The sequence below is a fragment of the Methylobacterium nonmethylotrophicum genome (genome assembly GCF_004745635.1).
In the GTDB taxonomy this organism is placed as follows: Bacteria; Pseudomonadota; Alphaproteobacteria; order Rhizobiales; family Beijerinckiaceae; genus Methylobacterium; species Methylobacterium nonmethylotrophicum.
In genome coordinates this window covers 186800-206109 of sequence record NZ_SRLB01000010.1, presented here as the reverse complement: position 1 = coordinate 206109, position 19310 = coordinate 186800, and the positions used below count along the sequence as shown (strand labels likewise).

General features: G+C 72.8%; 19 protein-coding genes. 14 read left to right on the top strand and 5 right to left on the bottom strand.

Annotation, left to right across the window (positions count from 1 at the left end; translation table 11 throughout):
• Window positions 1–172: 172 nt before the first annotated feature.
• Window positions 173–1045, bottom strand: coding sequence for a polyprenyl synthetase family protein (locus EU555_RS15505; protein ID WP_135415568.1), 873 nt, complete (start codon window positions 1043–1045; stop codon window positions 173–175).
• Between the two features lie 83 nt (window positions 1046–1128).
• Between EU555_RS15505 and crtD the strand changes: the two genes are divergently transcribed.
• From crtD to EU555_RS15490, 3 genes are all read left to right on the top strand, one after another.
• Entirely contained in the window at window positions 1129–2610 is a 1482-nt protein-coding gene (gene crtD / locus EU555_RS15500) for a 1-hydroxycarotenoid 3,4-desaturase CrtD (protein ID WP_135415566.1), read from the top strand.
• Window positions 2611–2612: 2 nt separating this feature from the next.
• Complete coding sequence (locus EU555_RS15495; protein ID WP_135415564.1) at window positions 2613–3506, top strand: carotenoid 1,2-hydratase; 894 nt, start codon at window positions 2613–2615, stop codon at window positions 3504–3506.
• A 66-nt stretch (window positions 3507–3572) separates the two neighbouring features.
• Complete coding sequence (locus EU555_RS15490) at window positions 3573–4115, top strand: phosphate-starvation-inducible PsiE family protein (protein ID WP_135415562.1); 543 nt, start codon at window positions 3573–3575, stop codon at window positions 4113–4115.
• Window positions 4116–4608: 493 nt separating this feature from the next.
• Here the strand turns inward: EU555_RS15490 and EU555_RS15485 are convergent, their stop codons facing one another.
• The gene (locus tag EU555_RS15485; protein ID WP_135415560.1) at window positions 4609–5316 is read right to left on the bottom strand and encodes a L,D-transpeptidase; all 708 of its coding nucleotides are present in this window, start codon (window positions 5314–5316) and stop codon (window positions 4609–4611) included.
• A gap of 212 nt (window positions 5317–5528) precedes the next feature.
• Between EU555_RS15485 and EU555_RS15480 the strand changes: the two genes are divergently transcribed.
• The 11 genes from EU555_RS15480 to EU555_RS15430 all read left to right on the top strand — a co-directional run bounded on the left by EU555_RS15480 (window position 5529) and on the right by EU555_RS15430 (window position 15816).
• A complete protein-coding gene (locus EU555_RS15480; protein WP_135415558.1) occupies window positions 5529–6032 on the top strand; it encodes a DUF427 domain-containing protein in 504 nt (167 codons plus the stop codon).
• 276 nt (window positions 6033–6308) lie between these two features.
• Window positions 6309–7241: a hypothetical protein gene (locus EU555_RS15475; RefSeq protein ID WP_135415556.1), complete on the top strand. Its 933-nt coding sequence runs from the start codon at window positions 6309–6311 to the stop codon at window positions 7239–7241.
• Window positions 7242–7289: 48 nt separating this feature from the next.
• Complete coding sequence (locus tag EU555_RS15470; RefSeq protein WP_205820933.1) at window positions 7290–8615, top strand: hypothetical protein; 1326 nt, start codon at window positions 7290–7292, stop codon at window positions 8613–8615.
• Window positions 8616–8623: 8 nt separating this feature from the next.
• Entirely contained in the window at window positions 8624–10396 is a 1773-nt protein-coding gene (locus EU555_RS15465; protein WP_135415554.1) for a hypothetical protein, read from the top strand.
• A 10-nt stretch (window positions 10397–10406) separates the two neighbouring features.
• On the top strand, window positions 10407–10592 hold the full coding sequence (locus EU555_RS15460; RefSeq protein WP_135415552.1) for a hypothetical protein: 186 nt from the start codon (window positions 10407–10409) through the stop codon (window positions 10590–10592).
• Window positions 10593–10707: 115 nt separating this feature from the next.
• Window positions 10708–11139 carry a hypothetical protein gene (locus tag EU555_RS15455; RefSeq protein ID WP_135415550.1) on the top strand — a complete coding sequence of 144 codons (432 nt, stop codon included), beginning with the start codon at window positions 10708–10710 and terminating at the stop codon, window positions 11137–11139.
• Between the two features lie 123 nt (window positions 11140–11262).
• A complete protein-coding gene (locus tag EU555_RS15450) occupies window positions 11263–12360 on the top strand; it encodes a hypothetical protein (RefSeq protein WP_135415548.1) in 1098 nt (365 codons plus the stop codon).
• A 92-nt stretch (window positions 12361–12452) separates the two neighbouring features.
• Window positions 12453–13307 (top strand): hypothetical protein, encoded by an 855-nt coding sequence (locus tag EU555_RS15445; RefSeq protein ID WP_135415546.1) that lies wholly within the window; start codon window positions 12453–12455, stop codon window positions 13305–13307.
• Complete coding sequence (locus EU555_RS15440) at window positions 13304–14149, top strand: hypothetical protein (protein ID WP_135415544.1); 846 nt, start codon at window positions 13304–13306, stop codon at window positions 14147–14149. The genes EU555_RS15445 and EU555_RS15440 overlap by 4 nt, the downstream gene beginning before the upstream one ends.
• A gap of 123 nt (window positions 14150–14272) precedes the next feature.
• Window positions 14273–15103: a trypsin-like serine peptidase gene (locus EU555_RS15435; RefSeq protein WP_167858556.1), complete on the top strand. Its 831-nt coding sequence runs from the start codon at window positions 14273–14275 to the stop codon at window positions 15101–15103.
• Between the two features lie 350 nt (window positions 15104–15453).
• Window positions 15454–15816, top strand: a complete 363-nt coding sequence (locus EU555_RS15430; protein ID WP_205820932.1) for a helix-turn-helix domain-containing protein — start codon at window positions 15454–15456, stop codon at window positions 15814–15816.
• 65 nt (window positions 15817–15881) lie between these two features.
• On the opposite strand, the gene EU555_RS15425 is transcribed toward EU555_RS15430, so the two are convergent.
• The 3 genes from EU555_RS15425 to EU555_RS15415 form a co-directional block, all read right to left on the bottom strand.
• Window positions 15882–16919: an alpha/beta fold hydrolase gene (locus tag EU555_RS15425; protein ID WP_135415541.1), complete on the bottom strand. Its 1038-nt coding sequence runs from the start codon at window positions 16917–16919 to the stop codon at window positions 15882–15884.
• 179 nt (window positions 16920–17098) lie between these two features.
• Entirely contained in the window at window positions 17099–18391 is a 1293-nt protein-coding gene (locus EU555_RS15420; RefSeq protein WP_135415539.1) for a sensor histidine kinase, read from the bottom strand.
• Entirely contained in the window at window positions 18388–19164 is a 777-nt protein-coding gene (locus EU555_RS15415) for a response regulator (RefSeq protein ID WP_135415537.1), read from the bottom strand. The genes EU555_RS15420 and EU555_RS15415 overlap by 4 nt, the downstream gene beginning before the upstream one ends.
• Between the last annotated feature and the right edge of the window lie 146 nt (window positions 19165–19310).

The following is a 19310-nucleotide window of genomic DNA, read 5'->3' as shown; positions in this document are numbered from 1 at the left end:
ACTGAGCTTTACACGGAAGCGCGCCACCCTCACGCGGGCCGCAGGCCCGTGCGGGATCTTCGATCCCCATACCCCTCTCCCACACGGGAGAGGGGAGATGTTGGCCTATTCCATTCCCGGAACGGCCTTCGGAAGAGGGTGGCTTGGAAGCGCGCACCCGCTCGCCTCGCCCCTACGCCGCCAGGCTCTGGGCCAGCCGCGCCGGCAGGAACAGGCGCGTCTGGGCCAGGATCTCGGCCCGCAGGGCCTCGACGCCCGGGCAGTCGGGAATCACCGCCATCGCCTCGTTGGCGAGGTCCGAGAGGCGGCGAAGCGCCCCGTCCATGCCGAGGAGCGCCGCGGCGTTGGGGCGCCCGAGGGTCACGTCGCGCCCGACCGGCTTGCCGATCTCTTCCTGGCGGCAGGCGACGTCGCGCAGGTCGTCGGCGACCTGGTAGGCCTCGCCCAGATACTCGCCGAGCAGGCGCCAGGCCATCGGCTCGACCCCGGCGGCGGCGGCGCCCGTGACGGTGGCGGCGGCGAAGAGCGCGCCGGTCTTGGCCTGCTGGTAGACCGAGAGCCCGACGCTCGGCTCCGATTCCCAGGCCTGGCCCGCCACGATGCCGGCGGGCGAGCCCACCGCCCGCGCCACCAGCCCGACGAGCGCGGCGAGCCGCGACGGCGAGCGCGCGGCGCCGCGGGCCAGCGTCTCGAAGGCGAGGACGATCAGCGCGTCGCCGGTGAGCAGCGCCACCGGCTCGCCGAAGGCCACGTGGACGGTGGGCTTCTGGCGCCGCAGGGCCGCGTCGTCGAAGCAGGGCAGGTCGTCGTGGACCAGCGAGGCGCAGTGCAGGAGCTCGATCGCCGCCGCGGCCGCGTCCGACGCCGCCGGGTCGTCGTCGCCGCAGGCGCGGGCGACCGCGAGGCAGAGCCGCGGCCGGATGCGGTGCCCGCCCGGGAAGACCGCGTAGCGGATCGACTCAGCCAGGCGCGGCGGCGCGCCGGGTGCCTCCGCGAACGACACGGCCACGTCCAGGGCCTGCTCGATGCGCCGACCGTCGTCCATGTCCCTCTCCCTGGGTGTCATTTCGTTTGAACATCCGAAGATGTCAATTTAGATTGACACTGTTGCGGCGGGAGATCAACGGCGTGCCGGACGAACGCGTGGTGGTGATCGGGGCGGGGATCGGCGGGCTCGTCGCCGCGCTGAAGCTCGCCGCCTCCGGACTGCCGGTGACGCTCGTCGAGAAGGGGGCCCATCCCGGCGGCAAGATGCGCCGGGTCGCGGCCGGCCCGCGCGCGGTCGAGGCCGGCCCGACGGTCTTCACCATGCGCTGGGTCTTCGAGGAGATCTTTTCGGAATGCGGCGCCGATCTCGGCGCCCGCGTGGCCCTGACCCCCGCCGAGATCCTGGCCCGTCATGCCTGGGGCGGGGCCGAGCGCCTCGACCTCTTCGCCGACCCCGCCCGCTCCGAGGCGGCGATCGCGGACTTTGCCGGACCCCGGGAGGCGGAGGGCTTCCGCCGCTTCCGCGCCCGGGCCGGCGAGATCTACCGCACCCTCGAGGGGCCGTTCATCCGCGGCCAGCGCCCGTCGCCCGTCGACCTCGCGCTACGGGTCGGCCCGTTCGGCATGGGCGACCTCTGGCGCATCCAGCCCTTCGCCACCCTGTGGACGGCGCTCTGCGAGCATTTTCGCGATCCCCGCCTGCGCCAGCTCTTCGGCCGCTACGCCACCTATTGCGGCTCCTCGCCCTTCGCGGCCCCCGCCACCCTGATGCTCGTCGCCCATGTCGAGCTGGAGGGCGTCTGGACCGTGGGGGGCGGGCTGTCGCGGCTCGCCGCCGCGGTGGCGGACCTCGCGGCCGAGCGCGGGGCGGACCTGCGCTACGGCGCGGGCGCCAGGGAGATCGTGGTCGAGGGCGGGCGCGTGACCGGCGTGACCCTCGCCGACGGCGAGCGGCTGCCCGCGACCCGGGTGGTGGCGAATACGGACGCGGCGGCGCTGGCCGACGGGCTCCTCGGATCCGGGGCCGCCCGGGCGGTCGAACCCGTGCCGGCGGGCGAGCGCTCGCTCTCGGCCGTGACCTTCGCGGTGGCGGGCCGGCCGGCGGGCTTTCCCCTCGTGCGCCACAACGTGTTCTTCTCAGGCGACTACGCGGCCGAGTTCGCCGACATCACCCGCCACGGCCGCCTGCCGCGGGACCCCACCGTCTACGTCTGCGCCCAAGACCGCGGCGACGACGGCGAACCGTCCGAGTCCCCCGAAGCCCTGCTCTGCCTCGTCAACGCGCCGGCGCGCGGCGCCGCGCTGCCCCCGGAGGAGATCGCCCGATGCCACGACACGATGAGCCGGCGGCTCTCCGCCTGCGGCCTGACGATCTCGGAAGCGGCGCGGACGACCACGGCGCCGGCGGAGTTCGACGCGCTCTTCCCGGCGACGGGGGGAGCGCTGTACGGCCGGGCCTCGCACGGCTGGATGGCGTCGTTCCGCCGGCCGGGGGCCCGCACGCGGCTGCCGGGCCTCTACCTCGCGGGGGGGAGCGTGCATCCGGGGCCGGGCGTGCCGATGGCGGCGCAGTCGGGCCGGCTCGCGGCGGCGAGCATCCTGCGGGACCTCGGTTCGACCTGAGCGTGGCGCCCGGCGGCTATGCCTGGTGGTACGTCGACGGCGTCAGCGACGACGGCCGGCACGGGATCACGATCATCGCGTTCCTGGGCAGCGTGTTCTCGCCCTACTACGCCTGGAGCGGACGGGCCGACCCGCTCGACCATTCCGCCGTCAACGTCGTCCTGTACGGCCGGCCGAAGGCCTGGGCGATGACCGAGCGCCGCCGCGGCAGCGTCCGGCGGGACGCCACCTCGCTGAGCATCGGCCCGAGTTCCCTCGACTGGGACGGCAGCGTGCTGACGATCCGGGTCGACGAGGTGACGAGTCCCCTGCCCTCGCGGCTCACGGGCACGATCCGGGTGCGGCCGGCCGGGATCACGCCGGGTCCCTTCACCCTCGACGCGGAGGGCCGGCACCGCTGGTGGCCGCTCAGCCCCGCCTCGCGCATCGAGGTGGCGTTCGAGCGCCCGTCCCTGCGCTGGAACGGCCACGCCTATTTCGACACCAACGAGGGCGACGTCGCCCTCGAGGACTCGTTCCGGAGCTGGACCTGGTCGCGCTCGACGCTCCGGCACGGCGCGGCGATCCTCTACGACGTCGAGCGCCGGGACGGCAGCCGCCAGGACTTGAGCCTGCGCTTCGATCCGGACGGGACCCCGCAGCCGATCGCGCCGCCGGTTCCCGCCGCCCTGCCGCCGACGCTCTGGCGCCTGCCCCGCGCCACCCGCAGCGACGACGGCACCGCCGCGGTGCTGTGCCGGTTCGAGGACGCGCCGTTCTACTCCCGCTCGCTGCTCTCGGCGCGGATCTGCGGCGAGGCGGTGCAGCCCGTCCACGAGGCCCTCGACCTCGACCGCTTCAGGAACCCGCTGGTGCGCCTGATGCTGCCGTTCCGCATGCCGCGGGCGCTGCGCTGAGGGCGTCCGGCACGACGCAAGGTCCCACCCCACGCACAGGCCCGCGACGCCGGCCCGGGAGCAGTCATGGCCCAGGATGCTCAGAGGAGCGATGCCCGGAAGGACGTTTCCGACGAGGAGGGGGGCCGCCTGACGCGGCTCTCCGCCTTCGTCTTCCTGCACACCGAGCACGCGATCTACGCCGCCCTCGGGGTGCTCCTGGCGATCACGGCCGTGATGGCCCTCGTCGATGCCGCCGGCATGACCGGCAAGGCGATCCTGTCGGTCGGCGGCGCCTCGCAGCTCCTCGACGTGGTCGACCGGCTGCTCTTCCTGCTGATGCTGGTCGAGATCCTGCACACGGTCCGGGTGTCGATGCGCTCGGGACGACTGACCTGCGAGCCGTTCCTGATCGTCGGGCTGATCGCCTCGATCCGGCGCGTCCTCGTCCTGACGCTCCAGACCGCCGAGGCGATGCACGCCGCCGACTGGACGCCGCAGAAGGAGGCGCTGTTTCGCGCCTCGATGATCGAACTCGGCGTCCTCGCCGGACTGATCCTGGTCATGGTGGTGTCGATCTTCCTGCTCCACCGCGCCCGGGACGACGACACCCCCGCGGGCGTCGAGTAGGGCGCCGCGGCGACCGCCCCGCCGGCCGCGCAGGCGACGCCTGCAACCGGCACCGGCCGCCCGGCATTATCGGATGTACTCGTGAAGCAACGAAGGGAGGTTCGTGATGGGCTTGTTGTTCTTCCTGGTCTTCGTCTGTCCGTGGATCGCGGTGGCGGTCGTCTCCAGCCGCGGCCAGCTGGCGAAGCCGAAGCCGTATTGAGGAACGGCCGCTCTGCGGCGAGAGAACCAGGGCCCGCGCGGCACTGCCGTGCGGGTCTGTTCGCGGGTGGGCCGGCATTCGCCCCGCAGGCCCCTGCGGTCGCGTTAGACCCTGGCGCCGTCGCATCGATGCATCGATGCGACGGCGTTCGGCGCATCAGCGCCCGGCGCCTGCCGGCGGGACCCCGTTCGGGCTCAGCCCGCGCCTGCGAACGAGCCCGTTCGAAGGCGCGGCGGTATTGGACACCCGCGACCGCCTCGGCACCCGCCGACCCTGCCGGCGGGACGACGCTCAGGCCGGCAGGACGACCACCTTGGTCTTCACCGGGGTGCGGTCGTAGAGGTGGATCATGTCCTGGCTGAGCAGGCCGACGCAGCCGCTGGTGATGCCGCTGCCGATCGATTCCGCATCGCTGCTGGCGTAGATCGTGTAGAGCGTGTAGGCGCCGTTCTGGTACAGGTGGAGCGTACGGGCGCCGAGCGGGTTGTCGAGGCCACCCGGCATGCCGCGGGCGTATTTCGCCGTCTCGGGCTGGCGCCGGATCATCTCCTTGGGCGGGGTCCAGGTCGCCCACTCGCTCTTGCGCCCGACATAGGCGTCGCCGCTCCAGCGGAACCCGTCGCGGCCGACATTGGCGCCGTAGCGGGTCGCCGTCCCGCCCTCCTCGATCCGGTAGACGTAGTAGTTCTTGGGATCGACGACGATCGTGCCGGGAGCTTCCTTGGTGTCGTAGCGGACCGTGCGGCGGTAGTATTTCGGATCGACCTTGCTGACGTCGACGGCCGGGATTGGGAACTTCTCCGTGGGCACCGGCCCGTAGAGCGCCGAGGCCTCGGCGAGGCTCATCCCGTCCGACGTCGCGCAGCCGCCGAGGCCGAGCGCGCCCAGGCCCGCGGCCGAGCCGAGCAGGAACGACCGGCGATGAAGGAGCCCGGACGCCCCTCGCGACGCGTCTTCATGTCCCGCGCCGGCCCCGGCGCGCCCGCTGTCCCAGATCATGGTTCTCGAAGTCCCGTATCCCGTTGCCCGATGGAAGATGTCCCGGTCCTGCAGCCGCCGAACGTCTCTGCCGGGCGGACCCTGCCGTCATACGGCTCAGCTTGCAAGGGCGGTCGCCCGCCATGCGAGACTGGACCTCTTCGCCGCCGGCCGGTCGGGTGACCCGGGTGCGGCGGCCCAGCTATCCCGGAAGATGAGGCAGGAGCGTGACGATGCCGCATAACCGACCCGATCCGATTCCGCCCGGCCCCGGCCAGGAGAGCGTCTGGGACTATCCGCGCCCGCCGCGCCTCGAGCCGGTGCCCGAGCGCCTGCGCGTCGTCTTCGACGGCGTCACCATCGCCGACACCGTGCGGGGATGGCGGGTGCTGGAGACGTCCCATCCGCCGACCTACTACCTGCCGCCGCAGGACATCCTGCCCGGCGCGCTCGTCCCGGCCGGCGGCGGCTCCTTGTGCGAGTGGAAGGGGCGCGCCGTTTATTTCGACGTGGTCGGGCCCCGGCGGCGGGCCGCGCGCGTGGCCTGGGCCTATCCGCGGCCGAGCGCGGCCTTCGCCCCGCTCGCCGATCACGTCGCGTTCTATGCCGGACCGATGGAGGCGTGCTTCGTCGGCGAGGAGCGCGTCACCCCGCAGCCGGGCGGCTTCTACGGCGGCTGGATCACGTCCCGCGTCGTCGGCCCGTTCAAGGGCGAGGCCGGGACGATGGGCTGGTGAGGCGCCCGACCGGGGGCCGGCGACGGCGAGGTCCCCTCCTCCCGCGATCCAACCGTTCGCCCGGGCGTCGTCCGAACGAATGAGCTGGTTCGAGCTACGGTGATCGGGCCAGACGATCCTCTCTACGAAGAACAGGCGTCTGTCGGGGCGGCCGGTTTCTTGGTCTCATCACGGCCTGAAGGTGCCTGGAGATCGGCGACCCTGGACGATTCTGAGCCGGCGGACCGCAACCTGGCCGGACGACCGGCGATGCCGCCTTTGGACGGAGGACACGCTATGGCGATCAACGAGCGCGAGCTTCTCGAGGATCTCGCTTACCAGGAAGCCGAGGGCGCCGCCGAGATCTACGCGGACGACGCCGATTCCGCCGACCTCCTGGGCAGCGACGCCGCCGAGGGCGAGCAGGAGGACGGCTTCGACGGCGCCGAGGCCGATTGGGGCGAGGAGGAGGACGGCTTCGACGGGATGGACGGCTACGAGTCCGAGACCGACTCCCTGGAGGAGGGCGACGCCCTCGAGGAGGTGATGGCCGCCGCGCTCTCGGCCGAGGAGGAGGACGAGTTCTTCGGCAAGATCGTCAGCGGCATCCGCCGCGCCCTGCCGGTGGTGGGCAAGATCGCCCGCGCCGCCGCCCCGGTCCTGAGCGTGATCCCGCATCCGGCCGCGCAGGCCGCCGCCACCGCCGCCCGGCTGATCGGCAAGCTGCGCGCCGAGGGCGCGTCCGAGGAGGAGGCCCTGGAGGCCGTGGCCGAGCTCGCCGCCCGCGACCGCCGGGCACTGCCGGTCGTCGCCGGCCTCGCCGCCCGCGCCGTGATGAAGCAGAGCGGCACCCAGCTCTCGGGCCATCAGCGGCGCCAGGCGGTGCGCACGATGAACCGCGCCGCCCAGGCCCTCGTGCGCCAGGGCGGTCCCTCCGCCGTGCGCGCCCTGCCGAAGGTGGCCCGCAGCGTCCTGCGCACCACCGTGTCGAAGGGCACGCCGGCCGCGCTCCGGCCCCGCGTCGTCGCCAGCACGGCCGCGAAGGTCTCGCAGAACCCCGCGCTCCTGCGCCGGCTCGCCCAGCCCTCGCCGCACGGCCAGCGCCTGCTGCGGCGCCTGATCGCCGGCGGCGGCCAGCCCGGCGCGGGCCATCGCGGCGTCGGCGGGCCCGGCAGCAGCCGGACGCTGCGCGTGTCGGGGCCGGGCGAGATCCGCATCGTGATCGGGTGAATCCGCAAGGATCGGTTGGCGCCGGGAGGTCCGCCTGGGGAGGTCCGCATGGCCGCGCATCCGCTGCACCGCTTCCTCGCCGCGAAGGCCCGGACCCTGAAGAGCCGGGCGCACCGGCTGACGGCCCTGAACCCCGCCACCGTCGGCCTGCGCCCGCAGGACCTGCGCCACGCGCCGAGCCGGGCCCATTTCGAGGCGGCGAACCGCCGCCTCGCCAGCATCGACGCGGTCATCCGCCAGCGCCTGGAGGAGCTCGACCGGATCGGGTCCCGGGCGACCCCGTCCGACCGGCTCCTCGCCCTCGCCATGGTCGAGCGGGAGATCGACCGGGCCCGGCGCTGCTTCGGGATGTTCTTCGAGGTCTTCGCCCAGCGCGGAAGCGCCTTCGCGCCGGCCCTGGCCGCCCACGACGCCATCGCGGCGGATTGCTACGCGGCGGTGCGCAAGGCCGCGCCGCGGATCTTCCCCGGGCCGCTGCTCGCCCCCCTCACCTATCTGGAGCACGGCTACTCGCCGATGACGATGCGCCGCGGCGTGACGCTGGGCCGCCTGATGGGCGAGCGCAATCCCTTCCCGCTGATCCGGGTGCCCTGGGACCGCGAGAAGCCCTGGCAGGCCACCTTCCTGCACGAGGTCGCCCACAACCTCCAGGCGGATCTCGGCCTGTGGGAGGAGAACCGCCACGCGCTCCTGGAGCGCCTGGTCACGGAGGACCTGCCGGCCCGCGCCATCAGCGTGTTCGGGCGCTGGCACAAGGAGATCTTCGCCGATCTCGCGGCGCTCCTGCTCGGCGGGCCGGCGGTCGGCTGGGGCATGGCGGAGTTCCTGGCCCACCCGGAGGACAAGGTCATGACCTACCGCCCGGGCGGCGCCCACCCCACGGGCCTCCTGCGGGGCCTGATCCTGGTCGAGGCGATGCGCAGCATGGGCTTTGCCCGGGAGGCCGGCGCCCTCGATGCCGTCTGGCGCGGGCTCTACGATCCGCGGCGCGGCCACCGGATCCCGCCCGTGCTCCTCGACGCGGCGCCCCGCGCCATCCCGGCCCTCGTCGACGAGATCCTGTACCAGCCGCGCCGGAGCCTGAGCGAGCGGTCGCTGGCGCGGATCATCCCCTTCACGGCCGCCGACCAGGCCGCCATCGAGGCGGGCGGCCGGACGCTCGTCGCCGGGAGCGTGCCGACCGGGCTGCCGCCGCGCTTCCTCGTGAGCGCCTGCCGCTACGCCTTCACGGGCGGCGCCGACATCATCACCGCCTCGCAGCAGATCATCGCGCACCTCACCCGCGCGAAGGCCTCCGCCCCGGCAAGGATTCTCCCCACGCCGACCGTATCGGCTCCGCGCGCGCCGGCGCCGGCGTCCCGTAGAGCCGCATGAGGACCGTCATGACCTACGACACGATCTCCGCCCTCGCCGAGGCCGATCGCAGCTCGGCGGCCGTCAAGGCCGAGAACATCCTCCGCCAGCGCCTGCGCATCAGCAACCCGCACGACCCGCGCGAGGTCATCGAGGGCCTGCGGCGGCTCTTCCCGGATCAGGCCGCGGCGCTCGACCGCGAGGCGAGCGGGCTCCCGTCCGGACTGGCCGACCTCTATCCCAGGCCTGTCGCCGTGCCGGTGGCCGGAATGGCCGCGAGCGAGTTCGACCGGGCCCGGGACGCGATCGAGACCGACCTGCGGGCCCTCGCCACCGACAACCAGCTGCGGGAGGTGGATGCCGAGATCGAGGGCTGGGGGCAGGCGATCCGCACGCTCCTGGTCAACGGCCGCAACGCCGCCCAGATGGCGCTCGACCCGCGCGCGCGCGACCGCGCCCTCGCGGTCCGCCGCCAGCTCTGCGACTACGCCCGCATGGTCAGGCTCGCGGGCGCCTCCAACCCGGCCGCCAATCCCGCCTACCGGCGCCTCGCCCAGGGCATCGACACGGCGGCGGCCCTCATCCTGGTCGCCTCCGGCGAGGCCCTGGCGGAGCTCGGGATCGCCGGCGGGCAGATCGTCCTGACGGCCCCGGTCGGCGAGCTGCAGGCCCGCCGCGACGCGATCGTGATCGCCCTGCGCACCCTCAACGGCACGGCCGACGGCGCCGGCGACGATTTTCCCCGCGGCGTCTACGGCCTGCGCACGCTGCTGCACCGGCTGCGCGAGGGGGGGAACGCGGAGCTTCTCGCCTATCTCGACGAGACCATCATGGCGCGAACCCTCGACGACCTGATCGACTACGCCGCCAACGGCACGGGGCGGGGGATGCGCGTGCTCAGCGCCGCCGCCGCGGTTCCCCTGGCCCACCTCACGCGCGTCGCGGAAGCGGCGGGCGACGTCGATCGCGGGTCGCCGGCGATCTCGCGGCTGACCCACACGCTCGCCCTGTTCATCGATGCCTTCCAGCAGAGCCCGGGCCACCGCCTGCAGGTGATCGCCCGTCCCGCCCTGCTGAGGATCGGCCAGCAAGGATCCGGGATCCGCGACGACGGGGCCTCGCGCCTCGTGGGGCTCGTCGAGGCCCGCGGCGACCTGGTGCAGCGCGTCGACTGCCTGATGGGATGCGACTGCGAGCGGCAGCGGATCGCCGGCCAGATCGTGGTCGACGGGCTGCTCGCCGGGATCGACCGCGCCATCGACCTGTATACGGTCGGCACCGACCCGGATGGGCAGGGCGACCCGGAGCGGCGGGCCGTCGCCTACGGCCTTCTCTGCACCGTGCTCTGCGGTTTCATCTCCGAAGCCGAGCATCCCCGCAACGCCGCGGACGACGCCGCCGAGACCGAGATCGGCCGGGTCCTGGCCCAGGCGCGTCGGTTCCACGAGACGATCCGCGACCTCGCCAGGCTGCTCGTCGGTCCCTGGCGGCACGCTGCCGATCGTCCGAGGACCATCCGCCTCGTCCGGAGCGAGCTCTTCGCCTACTGGCGTGCCGAGGGCCACTGGCTCGACGCGGCACCGCGCTTCGCCGGCGCCTGCACGATCGCGGACCGCGGCGTTCCGGGCGCCCGCGCTGCAGGCCCCCGCGACCCGGTGACCAATCCGAGGGCGGTCCTCAGGACGCTCGTCCTTCACGCCTTCGAGGCGACGGGCGACGTGCCGGACGGTCTGGTGCCGCTCACCCACCGCATGACGGACCACGAGGCCGTGTCGCTCGAGACGATCGCGTGCCGCCTCTAGGCAGAGTTGCATGGCGCAACTCTGCTTAGTTTATTGTTTTTGCATCATTTTCGCCGCCGAACCGGTGACCACTTCGGCGAATGATGCTCAGGCGGCGCTGCAGGGTGCAACGCTGCTGAACTGCTTGGTTTTGCATCCTGTTCGTCGCCGGACCGCCGACCGCTTCGGCACCGGTCGTTCGCGACCGGCGGAATGAGGCTCAGGGCATTCGGCTGGTGCGCGGGGCAAGCGTCCGCCGGCCGTTGCCCACGCGCTCACCGGTGCGGCGGCGAGCGGCGCGGCGAGAATCGCAGCAAGGCAGGGACCACGCCATGACGAGCCCCAAGAACCCTGACGGGATGAAGAACCCTGACGGGATGAAGAACCCTGACGCGACGATCAGCCCGGGCGGCCAGGACGCGAGGGCGGGCGGCCCGCCGCCGCCCCTGCCGGACGCTGCGAAGGACCCGGCCGGGAATGGTGCGCCTGTCGCCCATCGCGACGGCATCGCGCCGAACGAGGAAGGACGTCGCGAGCACGGGACCCGCAATCGCAGTGACAAGGCGAAGGTCGATGCTGTCAAGGTCGTGACCGTGAGGAAGAGGCGGGCCGGTCCTGCACCCGATCGGCCGGTCAATGACGGTCCGATGGACATCGCCGCCGCCGAGAGGCCCGCTCCCTTGGCGGATGATGCGAGATCGAAGCCTGACTTGAAGTATTCCGGTCTCGCCAACCGGATCCTGGACGAGCTGTTCAAGCCTTGATCGCATCGGTCTTCGGCATCCGGCATTCGGAAGGATCTGACGCGGATTTGTTCCTGATGGGGTCGCCTGCGCCTCGGACTGCCCGCACGCCTCTTCTCGCAACGCCTTTCACGAGGTCGCCCCATGGCCAACGGAACCAACACCACCCTGCAGGGCTTCCGCAGCTTCATCAGCCAGGAGGTGGAGCGGCTGCCGCCGCAGGAACGCCGGGCGGTCGTCAGCGCGCTCGAGCAGCTGTTCGAGGGCCTGCAGGACAAGGCGTCCCAGACCGACAGGACCGACTTTCCCGACCTGATCGGGTTCGGCACGGACGCGGCGGAGGTGGCGATCGGCGACATCCCGCAGCTGCGGGCGGATTTCGACGACGCCGTCACGGTGACGCAGCTCGACGCCACGTCCAAGCTCTATTTCCTGTACCAGCACGAGCGGATGGGGGTCTTCCGGGTCCTCAACATCCTGTGCCGCATGTTCCACGAGGGCCGCATCCGGGTCCATCGCGGGCCCGGCGCCCGCCGGCTCTACCTCCTCGAGAAGTGGCAGCCGCTCCGCTACGGGCCGCGCGACCGCCTCGCCGCCTACAAGCGCGTCTTCAACTACGGCCGCGCGCCGCGTCCGGCCGGCGCCATCGTCAACGTCAACTTCCACTACCAGCTCGTCGCGCTGATGAGCGCGCTCGCCCAGTACTACCGCGACATCACGATCGGCGAGGTCATCCGCGGCAGCCAGGACATCGAGAACCGGCCCTACGGCACGCAGGCGACCATCATCCGCATCGCCACCGACCTGCGCTACGCCCTCGACCGGGCGAGCTACGGCAACATCGTGGCCCTCGCCCACGAGAGCTCGCTCTACCTGAAGGAGCTGCTCGACCTGTTCGACATGCCCGACATCAAGAAGGCGTTCGATGCCAACAACAAGTGGGACGTGGTCGAGCAGGTCCTGAACCGCTCCGTGGCGGGGGGCGCCCGCGAGCTGTCGCAGCGCGCCAAGATGGCGGAGGCCGGCCGCGAGGTGCTGCAATGGGCGGCCCACGCCAACCTGGCGACGAACCGCGATCCGGCGTCGTTCCAGATCGACACCCAGAAGGCCGGCGCCAATGCCGAGGCCTGGATCGCCGCCTACCGCATGACCGACGAGGGCCGGCGGTTCCCGGGCGTCGGCCAGAACCTGCGCTGGGCGGTCGGCCTGCCCGACCGGGACGCGCGGCTTCACGTCGCCTGACCGGCGCGCCTCGCCCGACCGGCGGGGCGCCGGCATCCCGGGCCTCTCCGAGGCCCCCTTCATGACGAGGACCCGAACGGGAGGGCGCCGCCATGAGCCTGCTCTCGCCCAGGACGATCACCCTGGCCACGCCCCGGCCGACCTGCGTCGTGGACGTGAGCGTCGCGCTCTCGCCCTGGGGCCTGTGGGCCGTCCGCCGCCTGGCGCGGGCGGCCTGCGTCTGGCTCGCCAGGGCCCAGATCGCCCTGCTCCAGGAGCGCGTCGAGGAGATCCTCAAGGACGACGCCTTCGTGGCGCGGGTCCTCGCCGGTTTCGGCGGGACCGCCACCGCCGCGGAGCGCCTCGAGGCCGCGACCTGCCTGTGGAACGCGGCGCGCCCGATCCTGGCCTTCTCGCCCGACGAGGAGGTCTGGTGGCCCTGCGACAGGGCGGAGGACTCGGTGATGCCGCGCGGCACGGACCCGTCGATCGTGGCGCGGCTCGACGCCCTGGCCCAGGGGCTCGAACTCAGGCGGCCCCGCGCCCGGTACGGCCTCGACCTCCTGTCCGACTGCGCCCGCGACACCCTCGCGCTCGCCGCGGCGCTCGGTCCCGGCCACGTCTTCGTCCTGACCGCGATCCCGACCGGGCGGGAGGCGCCGGACCTGGCCGGCTTCCTGGCGAGCGCCGCCATCCCGTGCCGCCACGTCGCGGAGGCCGGGCAAAGGCGGCTGCTGCGCGAGACGCTGCTGCCGCTGTTCGTGCAGGCCGGGCTGACGGACCTGCTGGCGACCGGCTCGATCCGGCTCGCCTGCCTGCACCTCATCGTCCCGCGGGCGCCGCTCGCCCTGCCGGGGCCGCTCAGCGACGACGATTACGCCTACGACGCCGTCTGCGACGACGCGGAGGGGCCGGGCGACCCGACGCTCTGGGACGACGCGATCTCCGCCTGGTGGGAGGTGTCATGACCGATCTGACCATCCGCCGTGCCCGGCACGGGTGCCGATGCGGCTGCGCCGCCTGCGCGGGCGACGCCGTCGGGCAGGAGATCGACCTCCTGGCGCGCGAGAGCCTCAGCGCGGCGCTCATGCACGCGCAGCAGGACGGCCTCGAGATCGAGGCCGATGCCACCGCGCGGCGCCGGGGCGGTGCCGCCGGCGCTCCCCGCTCCCCGCGCGCCCGCCCGCGTTCCCGCGCCGCCCGGACGATCGGCCTGCCCGCCATCCCGCCCATGCGGCATGGGCCGATGCGCCTGACGAAGGCGGTCCGCCTGGCCGAGGTGATCGCGGGTCGGCACCCGGCCTACGACCGGCCCGTGACGGGCACCGGGCGGATCTACGTGCTGAGCGTCCCGGGCATCGACCGGCCGCTCTATGTCGGCGAGGTCAGGCCCGATTCCCGGACGCAGACCCTCGCCGACCGCATGCGGCAGCACGCCCGGAAGACGGGGCCGCAGGACTGCATCTCCCCTCGAAACGTCCGGGAATCCTGCGTCCTGCGCGAGGCTCTCCTCGGGCGCTTCGAGCCGCTGAGGACCGTCCTGGCCCGCGCCGGCCTCGGCCCCGACCGGCGCAGGCACGTCGAGCAGCAGATCAAGGCCGGCAATGTCTACGTGCAATATGCCGAGTTCCGCCTGCCGCGGGGCATCGATCGCCGCGATCTGAACGCCCGGACCCAGCTGCAGCACTCGGCCGAGCTGTTCGCGAAGAACCAGCTCCGGGCCCTGATCCGCTCGAACTCGCTCACCTTCGAGGAAGAGGAGGAGCGGGAGCAGCCTCGGCGCGCGAGGGCGGAGTACCGCGTGGTCTGACGATTCCCCTCGACCGCCGCGGCTCGCCGCCCGCGGCTGTCGATCGTGCCGCATCGTCCGCACCGCGCCGGCCTCCCCCGCCGGCGGACGATGCCCTCGCGGCGGCGCGGCAGGAGGCAGGCGATGCTGGATGTTCCGACCCGGTCGTGGCTTCACCTCGACACCCTGGCGGATGCGAGCGACGCCTCGCTGGTGGGCCCCCGCGACAGCCGGATCCAGGAGATCCGCACCACGGTCTATCCCTGGAACACCATCGTGTACCTGTGCCGGGATTTCGGTGGCGGGGCCTGCTCCGGATGCAGCGGCGTGCTGATCGCACCGCGTCTCGTCCTCACCGCCGGGCACTGCGTCTGGAGCCTGCGCCACCGGCGGGCGCCCCGTTCGATCCGGGTCTGCCCGGGACGGCGCGACCGCGACACGCTGCCCTACGGCGCGATCGAGGCCACCGCCACTTACGCGCCGGCCGCCTTCGTGCGCGGGCCGGACCGGACGGTGGCGGATTGGGGCCTGATCGTTCTCCCGAAAGCCTTCCGCGGCATCGAGCGTTTCATGGCGCTCCACGCGCCCGACGACGCCGAGGTGAAGCGCATCGCCTCGCACGGCCTCGTCTCGGTCGCCGGCTATCCGTCCGACCGGCCGATCGGCACCCTGTGGCGCCACGCCGAGCGGCTGAAGCGGGCGACCAACCTGCGCCTGTTCTACACGGTGGATACCTGCCCGGGTCACAGCGGCAGCCCGATCTTCGTGGGCGGCGCGCAGCTGCGCATCGTCGGCGTCCACACCGCCGGCGTGCTCGACCCGGAGGGCCGGTCCTACGGCTGCAAGCGGGACACCACCCTGGCACCGCTGGGGGCCCTGAACAGCGGGATCCGCCTCACGGCGGCGATGATCGGCGCGATTCGAAAGATCCAGTCGGGCGAGCCGGTCCCGGAAAGCATGATGCGCCTGCCGTGATCGGTCGATGGGCACGTCCACGAATGAGGATGGCGACGATTGCTTGGAAGACGTTCCTATCGCCGCCACTTTTTTCAGGCTGGACGGATTTTCCATTGTCAGTTAGAGTGATCGTTACTCGCTCAACCACCGATCGAGCGGCGCCGACGCGGCGGTTATCAATATTGCCTCCATGGTCTTCATCGCGTTGATCTTTCACGCGTTTGCTCTCGGGAAGCCTTGTTCGAAGGAGCCGCAGCTCTGAACGAGTGCGCAGACGGGAGGTGGCTGTGCCGATGTCTTCCATGCCGATCCCGGATCCTGTCGAGATCGCCTGCGCGCGCGGGACAGGGGATGAGAGCCCTGCCTTCATGGTCGAGGGGGTCGCGTGCCGTCTCGTCCGCAGCAGCCACCTTCACCAGGTGGCCCCGGACCGGCCGGTCGGGGCGCTCACGGTGAACGGGCACGACTACGCCATCGTGGCCCGGGCGACCGGCCGGTCCGACGCGGATCACGGGACGGCCCCGTCCGACGTGCTGGCGGTGCTGACCCCGCGCGAGCTCGAGATCGCGATGCTGGTCGCGGCAGGCCAGGTCAACAAGCGCATCGCCGCCCGGCTGGGCATCAGCACCTGGACGGTCGCGAGCCACCTCAACCGCATGTTCTGCAAGCTCGGCGTGCGCACCCGGGCCGAGATGACCGCCCGCGTGGTCGGCCGCATCGTCCGGACATGATCCGGGCCGTGCCTCCCCGCGGCGGCCCGGCGCGACGCGAGGCGCCGGGACCCTGATGCCGGCGATCAGGCGCCGTCGACGTCGATGACCGCCCGCGCGAAGGCCTCTGGCGCTTCCTGCGGCAGGTTGTGGCCGATGCCGCCGGTGATCGTGCGGTGCGCGTAGCGGCCGGTGAACTTGCGGGCATAGGCGGAGGGTTCGGGATGCGGCGCCCCGTTCGCGTCGCCCTCCAGCGTGATCGTCGGAACCGCGATGGTCGGGAAGCCGGCAAGCTTCCTCTCGATCTCGTCGAAGCGGGCCTCGCCCTCCGCGAGCCCCAGCCGCCAGCGGTAATTGTGGATCGACACGGCGACGTGGTCGGGGTTCTCGAAGGCCGGGGCCGAGCGGGCGAAGGTGGCGTCGTCGAAGCGCCATTGCGGCGAGGCGAGTTCCCAGATCAGCCGGACGAAGTCGCGTGTGTAGCGCGCATAGCCCTCGCGGCCCCGCTCGGTCGCGAAGTAGAACTGGTACCACCATTGCAGCTCGGCCTTGGGCGGCAGCGGCATCGCGTTCGCCTGCTGGCTGCCGATCAGGTAGCCGCTCACCGACACGAGGGCCTTGCAGCGCTCCGGCCAGAGCGCCGCGAGGATGCAGGCGGTGCGCGCGCCCCAGTCGTAGCCGGCGACGAGCGTCCGCTCGACGTTGAGCGCGTCGAGGAACGCGACCGCGTCGACGGCGAGTGCCGCCTGCTGGCCGTTGCGCGGCGTTCCCTCCGACCGGAAGCGCGTCCCGCCATGGCCGCGCAGGTACGGGATCAGGACGCGGTAGCCGGCCGCCGCCAGGATCGGCGCGACCTCGACGTAGCTGTGGATGTCGTAGGGCCAGCCGTGGAGCAGCAGCTCCGGCTTGCCGTCCGCCGGGCCGGCCTCGGCGTAGGCGACCGCGAGGTCCCCGGCCGCGACCTGCTTCACGGGCCCGAAGGACGCCTGCGCGCCCGCAGCTTTCCGGCCGGACGGGGCCGTCTGTCCGGCTGCCGCGCTCACCCGGAGCGTGGGCCCCGCCACCAGCGCGGCGCCGGCCGCCGCCATCCAGTGCCGCCGCATCCGATCGATCTGCTCAGGCATATTCGGGTCCTCCATGATGCCGATGCGGCGTTGGAGTACGGGCCCGACATGTCCGGCCTATGTGCTCGCGACGGGCTTGTGTAAGCTCTTGTACGGGAGGTCCGCCCCGATACGAAGCCTGACGAAGCCGGCCGCGCGACGCCACCGCCCGATCGGGCCGCCGGGTCGGGCGAGCGTGATCAGCCGAGCGTGACCGTGGCTTCGAGGCCCCCGCCCGCGCGGTTGCGCAAGGCGAGCCTGCCGCCGATCGCGCCGGCGAGCTGCTCCGCGATGGCGAGGCCGAGGCCGGTCCCGCCGGTGTCGCGGTTGCGCGATTCCTCCAGCCGCACGAAGGGCAGCAGCACCGCCTCGAGCTTGTCCTCCGGGATGCCGGGTCCGCGGTCGAGGACCGCGAGGACGATCCGGCCCCCGGCGACCCGCACCGCGACCTCCGCCCGGCCGGCATAGCGCAGCGCGTTGTCGATCAGGTTGGTGAGGATGCGCCGCAGCGCCTGCGGGCGCGTCGCGATCGTGGCCTCCGGCAGGTCCGAGACCGTCACGTCCCGCCCGGTATCCTGGTAGTCGAAGACGAGGCTCTCGACGAAGGCGCGCAGGTCGAGGCGGGCCGGCGGCTCCACGTCGCCGTGCACGCTCCGGGCATAGGCGATCCCCTCGCGCACCAGCGCCTGGATCGCGTCGAGATCGGCCAGCAGCCGGTCCTGCTCGGCTCCCTCGACGCCGGTCTCGACCCGCAGCCGCATCCGGGTGATCGGGGTCTGGAGGTCGTGCGAGATCGCCGCGAGGATGCGCACGCGCTCGTCGAGGTGACGGGCGATACGGGCCTGCAGGGCGTTGAAGGCCTTGGCGGCCCGCGCGACCTCGTCGGGCCCCGCCTCCGCGACGCGGGTCGCCGGCCGGCCGGGCTCCAGCCGGTCGGCGGCCTCGGCGAACCGGGTCAGCGGCCGCACCGCCAGCCGGACGGCGAGCCAGACGCAGGCGGCCAGCCCGAGGAGCTGGACCCCCAGCGCCACCGGCAGCCACGACGCGACCGCGCGTGCGGCCGGTCGCACGTCGATGGTCAGGTCCTGGCCGTCCGCCAGGACCACGTGGGCCTGCAGCCGCCCGGGCGGCTCGGGGACGGCGTCGAACCGCACGGGGAAGCGCGGCGCCAGGGCCGCCCGGATCTCGTCGGCGATCATCTGCCCACGGGCCGGGAGCGCCGGCGTGCCCGGCGCGCCGCGGCCGATCTCGAACCGGTAGGTCGGCCGTTCGAGGAGGGCGAGCCAGTCGGGCCGCTCTCGGGCTGGCAGGCGGTCGAGCAGCGCCACCGCGACGGCCACGTCGCGCTGGAGCGTCGTCAGCATGACGGCGCGGGCCGACTGGTCCCGCTCGAGGAGCATGACCGCGAAGGAGAGCGCCTGGCTGCCGAGGAGGCCCGCGAGCAGGATCAGGAAGAGCCGGCTTCGCAGGCTGCCGGGCCAGCCCGGCTTCATCCGTCTCGCGCCTGCGCGACGGTGATCGGCCATTCATCGCGCGGCTGCGCGATGGTGATCGGCATCGCGAAGACGTAGCCCTCGCTGCGCACGGTCTTGATATAGGCCGGCTCGCGGGCGTCGTCCTTCAGGCGCTGCCGCAGGCGGCTGACGAGAAGGTCGATGGAGCGGTCGAACAGCTCGGCTTCCCGGCCCTGGGTCAGGTTGAGGAGCTGGTCGCGCGTCAGCACCCGCTGGGGATGGTCGATCAGGACGCGCAGCAGCCGGTATTCCGCGCCGCTCAAGGGCACGACCGTCCCGGCCTCGTCGATCAGCTGGCGGGCCGTCGTGTCGAGGTGCCACGCCCCGAAGGCGAGGAGGCGCGCGGCTTCGGTCACCTGGAGGTTGGGCGGCAGCATCCGGGTGCGGCGCAGGACGGCCTTGATGCGGGCCAGAAGCTCGCGGGCCGCGAACGGCTTCACCAGGTAGTCGTCCGCCCCCATCTCCAGGCCGACGATCCGGTCGGTCTCGTCGCTGCGCGCGGTCAGCATCAAGACCGGGATCGCCTTGTGCTTGCCGGCGCGCAGGTCCCGGCACAAGACGAGGCCGTCGTCGCCCGGCATCATGATGTCGAGCACCACGAGGTCGACCCGGTCGGCGTCCAGGAAGGCGCGCATCTGACGCCCGTCCACCGCGACGCTCACCCGCAGGCCGTTCTTCCGGAGATAGCTCGACAAGAGATCGCGGATCTCGCGGTCGTCATCGACGATCAGCACGTGGTCGATGTGCTCCACAGGTGCTCTCCCGGCTCGCCCCACCTGCATAGAGGCAGGCCGGCTCCGCGGCGACTCCGGCATCGTAACGCCGTGTAGCGAGGCCGCGCGAGCCGTCGTCCGATTGTGACGGCGACGTGATGAGCGGCCCACGGACCGGCGCCCGG